We start from the raw sequence: 6,418 nt of genomic DNA on the forward strand, positions 1-6,418 counted from the left end.
TGGCAAAGGGCAGCGGTAGCGGCAATGGCGGCGTTCTGCATTTCGTCGACGGACACTGGCAAGGGGAGCCCAGACAGGTTCAGGTGCAGTGCCGGCAAGCACACCGAACGCTGACATCCACACAGGACGAGACGGTGGTCTGGTCCTTGACACCGCAGCCTGACGGCACACTGCGCGGAGTGCAGATCCAAACCGTGCAGAGCGCCGACTGCGGAGCACAAGGGGCCACACTGCGGATTCCGGTAACCGCGACCCGGGTCGCCGATGTGCCGGCGAACGTTACCCTGGCAGACCCTGCGAAAGTCACCGTTACCCCCGTTGCGTTGGGCGCTACCTCCCCGGCACCCGTGGTGGGCGGGTCGTGCAACGACATCGACAAAATCGCCTACGACTCCACCGCCAACGAGCAAGTCGTCTGCGAAGGCAACACATGGGACAAGGCGCCGGTGACCACAGGAGTTCATTTCATCGGAACCTCCTGCGACGAGCCCGACATACCGGTGTTCGCGATGTCGATGTCTGACGACGGACACCTGATCCAATGCGACCCGGCCACCCGGGTATGGACACGCCACCAGGGATAACGTCCTTTCAATGGTGGGGCTCCTTTTTCGGGCCGTCCCGGCCCTCATCGTCGCCCTCGTTAGTCGGTGGTCGGGCTCCTTTTCGGGCCGTCTCGGCCCTCATCGTCGCCCTCCGTGTCGGTGGCCGGGCCTAATCTGGACGGCATGGCATTCGCTACGGAACATCCGGTGGTCGCGCACTCCGAATACCGCCCGGCCGGAGAGGCCGTGGAAGGGTTGGTGCGCACCGGCGGCCGCTTCGAGGTGGTCAGCCCGTACGCGCCGGCTGGTGACCAGCCCGCGGCCATCGACGAGTTGGAGCGGCGCATCAAGGCGGGGGAGAAGGATGTGGTGCTACTGGGTGCCACAGGCACCGGCAAGTCGGCCACCACCGCCTGGCTTATCGAACGTTTGCAGCGGCCCACCCTGGTGATGGAGCCGAACAAGACCCTCGCCGCCCAGATCGCCAACGAACTGCGGGAGATGTTGCCGCACAACGCAGTTGAGTACTTCGTGTCGTACTACGACTACTACCAGCCCGAGGCGTACATCGCGCAGACCGACACCTACATCGAAAAGGACAGCTCCATCAACGACGACGTGGAGCGGCTGCGGCATTCGGCGACCTCGGCGCTGCTGTCGCGGCGCGACGTGGTGGTCGTGGCCTCGGTGTCGTGCATCTACGGCCTGGGCACGCCGCAGTCCTATCTGGACCGCTCCGTCGAGCTGGCGGTGGGCGAGGAAGTGCCCCGCGATGCACTGCTGCGGCTGCTGGTCGACGTGCAATACACCCGAAACGACTTGTCGTTCACCCGCGGCTCGTTCCGGGTGCGCGGCGACACCGTCGAGATCATCCCCTCCTATGAGGAGCTGGCCGTCCGCATCGAGTACTTCGGCGACGAGATCGAAGCGCTCTATTACCTGCACCCGCTGACCGGTGAGGTGATCCGCAAAGTCGACTCGCTGCGGATCTTCCCCGCCACCCACTACGTGGCCGGGCCGGAGCGGATGGCGCACGCCATCTCGACCATCGAGGAGGAGCTGGCCGAGCGGCTGACCGAACTCGAGGGCCAAGGCAAACTGCTGGAAGCGCAGCGGCTGCGGATGCGCACCGCATACGACATCGAGATGATGCGCCAGGTCGGCTTCTGCTCCGGCATCGAGAACTACTCGCGCCACATCGACGGCCGCGGCCCCGGCACGCCGCCGGCCACGCTGCTCGACTACTTCCCGGAGGACTTCCTGCTCGTCATCGACGAGTCGCACGTCACCGTGCCGCAGATCGGCGGCATGTACGAGGGCGACATGTCACGCAAGCGCAACCTCGTGGAGTACGGGTTCCGGTTGCCTTCGGCATGCGACAACCGGCCGCTGACCTGGGAAGAGTTCGCGTCCCGGATCGGTCAGACCGTGTACCTGTCCGCCACACCGGGTCCCTACGAGCTCAGCCGAACGGGCGGCGAGTTCGTCGAGCAGGTGATCCGGCCCACCGGGCTGGTGGACCCCAAGGTCGTGGTCAAGCCGACGAAGGGGCAGATCGACGACCTGATCGGCGAAATCCGCAAACGCGCCAAGGCCGACGAGCGGGTGCTGGTGACGACGCTGACCAAGAAGATGGCCGAAGACCTCACCGACTACCTGCTCGAGATGGGCATTCGGGTCCGCTATCTGCACTCCGAGGTCGACACGCTGCGTCGGGTCGAGCTGCTGCGGCAGCTGCGGCTCGGCGAGTTCGACGTGCTGGTCGGCATCAACCTGCTGCGGGAAGGCCTGGACCTGCCGGAGGTGTCATTGGTGTCGATCCTCGACGCCGACAAGGAAGGCTTTCTGCGGTCGACGCGCAGCCTGATCCAGACCATCGGCCGAGCCGCCCGCAACGTCTCCGGTGAAGTGCACCTGTACGCCGACACCACGACCGACTCGATGAAGGAAGCCATCGACGAAACCGAACGGCGGCGCGCCAAGCAGATCGCCTACAACCAGGCCAACGGCATTGATCCAAAGCCACTGCGCAAGAAGATCGCCGACATCCTCGACCGCGTCTACACCGAAGCCGACGACAGCGAAACCGTGGAGATCGGCTCCGGGCGCAGCGTGTCACGCGGCCGACGCGCCCAGGGCGAGCCGGGACGCGCGGTCAGCGCGGGAATCTTCGAGGGCCGCAACACCGCCAATATGCCGCGCGCGGAATTGGCTGACCTGATCAAGGATCTCACCGACCAGATGATGGCCGCCGCGCGGGGTTTGCAGTTCGAGCTGGCCGCGCGGTTCCGCGACGAGATCGCCGACCTGAAGAAGGAACTGCGCGCCATGGATGCCGCCGGCATCAAGTGAGCTCACCGGTCTTCACCGGCACCGCGGGCAGCTGGCGTGAACTGCTGGGCCGCCGGTATCTGGGAACCTCGACCCTGCTGGCCGGCGGAGTGGCGTTGTATGCCATCAACGAATTTCTGACGATCAGCCTGCTGCCCAGCAGCGTCGCCGACATCGGCGGCGAGCGGCTGTACGCCTGGGTCACGACGCTGTACCTGGTCGGATCGGTGATTGCGGCGACCGCGGTCAACTCGGTGCTGCTGCGCATCGGGGCACGCTCGTCCTACCTGCTGGGGCTGGCGGTGTTCGGCCTCGGCAGCCTGGTATGCGCTGCTTCGCCGAGCATGGAGGTCCTGCTGGGCGGCCGCGCCCTGCAGGGCGCTGCCGGTGGTCTACTGGCCGGTCTCGGCTACGCGGTCATCAATTCCGCTTTGCCGCAAGGACTTTGGACCAGAGCATCGGCGCTGGTGTCGGTGATGTGGGGGGTCGCCACGGTGGTCGGGCCAGCGGTGGGGGGCTTGTTCGCGCAATTCGGGCTGTGGCGGTGGGCATTTGGCGCGGTGGCGATGCTGACCGCCGCGATTGGGCTGCTGGTGCCGGTGGTGCTGGCCGCGGGCCGTGTCGACCGCAGCAGGGTGTCCGCGACGAAGGTCCCCGTATGGCCGTTGCTGCTGCTGGGCGCTGCCGCGTTGGCAGTCAGCGTCGCTGAGTTGCCGCACAAGCTCGCCGCGACCGCAGCGCTGCTCGTGGCCGGCGCGCTCCTGGTCGTGGTGTTTGTGCTCGTCGACCGGCGGCTGTCGTCATCGGCGTTGCCGCCCAGCGCTTTCGGTCCCGGGCCGTTGAAATGGATTTATCTGACGCAGGCGCTGCTGCTGGCTACCGCGATGGTCGACACTTATGTGCCGCTGTTCGGCCAACGGCTGGCTCATTTGTCCCCGGTGGTGGCCGGCTTCCTGGGCGCGGCGCTGGCAGTCGGCTGGACGGTCAGCGAGCTGGTCAGCGCGTCGCTGAGGAACCCGCGCCTCATCGCGCGCGTGGTCACGGCCGCCCCTGCGGTCATGGCGGTCGGGTTAGCGCTCGGTGCCGTCACCCAATCCGACGACGCACCGATCGGCGTGGTCGCGGTGTGGGTGGTGGGCTTACTGGTGGCGGGAACCGGGATCGGCGTCGCCTGGCCGCACCTGTCAGCCTGGGCGATGGGCTGCGTCGACGACCCAGCTGAAAGCGGCGCAGCGGCCGCCGGGATCAACATCGTGCAGGTGATCTCCGCGGCAGTCGGCGCCGGACTGGCCGGTGTATTGGTCAACGAGGCGAACGGCGGCGCGGTGATGTCGGCCCGCTGGCTGTTCACGGTGTTCACCGTACTGGCCGCCGTCGGTGTCGCGGCTTCCTACCGCGCCACCCGTGGACAGCTGTGCGGCCCCGCGAATCCCAGTGAGCGGCAGGCCGGTTGCATGTAACGTGCAATCGATTACGTTGCAGCGCAACGGATCAGCGAGTCGACTTGAGTACTTGGGTGCGGTGGAGTTGCCAGCGCTCGACAATGCGGAAGCCGAGCTTGCGGGGGAACTGATACGCCGGTGCGCGCCCGAAAACCGGTCCCGGTGGCAGCGATTGCCCGATTTGATGGTCGGGCAGTGTCGTGTCGTGGTTGGTGATCGTCCACACCGTGGTGCACTTTCTGAGCTTGTCCATGACCAGCCAAACCGCGACGTGGCCGTCCCACAGCGTGCCGCGGTCGAGTCCCCGGGCGCCGCGTCCCACGTCGACCAGCGGTTTGAAAGCGGCCGGCCGGGTGGCCAGCAGTGCACGGATGGGCCCGGGTGCCCACAACACGGTGTTGTCGACCACTAGGCAGTCGCCCGGGGTTGCATGCGCGCTGACGACGTCGGCCACCTGGCTGTAGTCCCAGCCTTCTTTGGCATACGGGCCGCGCTGCGACAACATGTAATTCGGGAAAGCGGCGGCCGCGAATACGATCAACACGCCGGCGACGGCCCACGGCCTGGTGGTGATCGTGACAACGCACACGGCCAAAACGACGGCCATCGCCGGCGCGGTGAAGCACAGATAGCGCGCGTAATACATCGGCTCGCTGATCGCCGAAAAGATCAGGCTGACAGCGGTGGGGATCGCCATCCACGCCGCGCACACCAGCAGCAGCGTGCGCGTGTCCCCGGCCGGGCGGTGCCCCTTGGTGAACGCAAGCGTGACCGCAACGACGATCACGACGGCCGCCAGCACCGCGAACGGGACGCTGTTGTCGAAGTACTGGTGTTGCGCGACGTCGATGACGTTGTGCCAGTTGAGCGGAAAGATCCAGGACACCTGATACCGCTGGCCGTGGGCGAACAGCATGAACGGTGTCAAGGCGCCCACCACCACGGCCGATGCGATCGCCCACCAGACGACGGCAGACCTCCTGCGGGCGATCGGCGGCATCACCGCCGCATAAGCCGGCACCAGGAGCACTTGGTAGATGTTGAGCAGCACCGACAGCGCCAGCCCCAGCGCGTACAGCAGCCACAGCCACGCCCGGTTGCGGCGTACCGAAGCCACCAGCAGCACGGTCAGCCAGACCGCGGCGGCCGCGGCAAACGCGTACGAGCGGGCCTCGATTCCGGCCCAGGTAGCGCGCGGCAGAATCGCCAACACCAACCCGGCGCACACCGCGGTCGTGCGCGGACAGAACTGCTTGGTGAAGACGACGACACCTGCCGCGGCGGCGCCCGTGGCCAGGCAACTGGGGACGCGCGACCAGAACTCGGTCGGGGGAAACAAGGTGAACCAGCCGTGCATCACCAGGTAGTAGAGGCCGTGCACGGCGTCGATGTCGCCCAGCAGTCGCCACAGCTCCGATAGTGAACGGCTCGCGGACGCCGAGATGGTGGCTCCCTCGTCGAACCACAGCGACGGCCGACTTGCGCCCGCAGCGCTGATGACGGCAGCCACCGCCGCGACCGCTAAGGGGTCGAACAGCCTGCCGCCACGGCGTGAAGGTACCGGCGGGCCAGCGACCGCCGTCTCGGCGGGCTGCTCGGCTGTCGACACGGACATGATGGTTGTCACTGTAGGGCTCATGGGGTGAACCTGATTACCACCGCCGGCGCGGCTCAATCACCCCATATCGTCCACTATCGAGCGCGTGATCTGGCCTCCCGCACCGCTAGGACGTTAACAGTTTGCAGCCCAATGCTTTCCGCGATAACCGGAACCGATCGACGGTAGCGCCGGTGAGCCGGGCGCCCTGAGCTGGGCGCAGTCCGGCGGCCGGCGGCGCTGACTGTGTCGCAAATCCGACCCACCCGTATCCGGCAACGCGTTACTGTCTTGGGTTGGCGTAGCAACCAACACCTGGGAGGGTAAATGAGCGCCTATCGGACCGTGGTGGTAGGAACCGACGGCTCGGACTCGTCGCTGCGCGCGGTGGACCGGGCAGGCCACATCGCGGGAGCGAACGCGAAGCTGATAGTCGCGTCGGCGTACTTGCCCCAACCGGACGATCCTCGAGCCGCCGACGCCTTGAAGGACGAGAGCTACAA

Annotated in this window: 5 protein-coding genes; 4 read left to right on the forward strand and 1 reads right to left on the reverse strand. The window is 66.7% G+C overall.

All coding sequences use genetic code 11. From position 1 onward, the window contains the following. Positions 1-134: 134 nt before the first annotated feature. From ACFE99_RS19140 to ACFE99_RS19150, 3 genes are all read left to right on the forward strand, one after another. Positions 135-584, forward strand: a complete 450-nt coding sequence (locus ACFE99_RS19140) for a hypothetical protein (protein ID WP_375488007.1) — start codon at positions 135-137, stop codon at positions 582-584. A gap of 144 nt (positions 585-728) precedes the next feature. Continuing rightward, a complete protein-coding gene (gene uvrB / locus ACFE99_RS19145) occupies positions 729-2,897 on the forward strand; it encodes an excinuclease ABC subunit UvrB (RefSeq protein WP_375488008.1) in 2,169 nt (722 codons plus the stop codon). Next, the gene (locus ACFE99_RS19150) at positions 2,894-4,336 is read left to right on the forward strand and encodes an MFS transporter (RefSeq protein ID WP_375488009.1); all 1,443 of its coding nucleotides are present in this window, start codon (positions 2,894-2,896) and stop codon (positions 4,334-4,336) included. Before uvrB ends, ACFE99_RS19150 begins: the two co-directional genes overlap by 4 nt. Positions 4,337-4,367: 31 nt before the next feature. On the opposite strand, the gene ACFE99_RS19155 is transcribed toward ACFE99_RS19150, so the two are convergent. Continuing rightward, on the reverse strand, positions 4,368-5,933 hold the full coding sequence (locus ACFE99_RS19155; protein ID WP_375488011.1) for a hypothetical protein: 1,566 nt from the start codon (positions 5,931-5,933) through the stop codon (positions 4,368-4,370). A gap of 309 nt (positions 5,934-6,242) precedes the next feature. Between ACFE99_RS19155 and ACFE99_RS19160 the strand changes: the two genes are divergently transcribed. Beyond that, a partial coding sequence (locus ACFE99_RS19160; RefSeq protein WP_375488012.1) for a universal stress protein occupies positions 6,243-6,418 on the forward strand: 176 nt, incomplete at its 3' end.

This window comes from uncultured Mycobacterium sp. (assembly GCF_964249325.1).
Lineage (GTDB): Bacteria > Actinomycetota > Actinomycetes > Mycobacteriales > Mycobacteriaceae > Mycobacterium.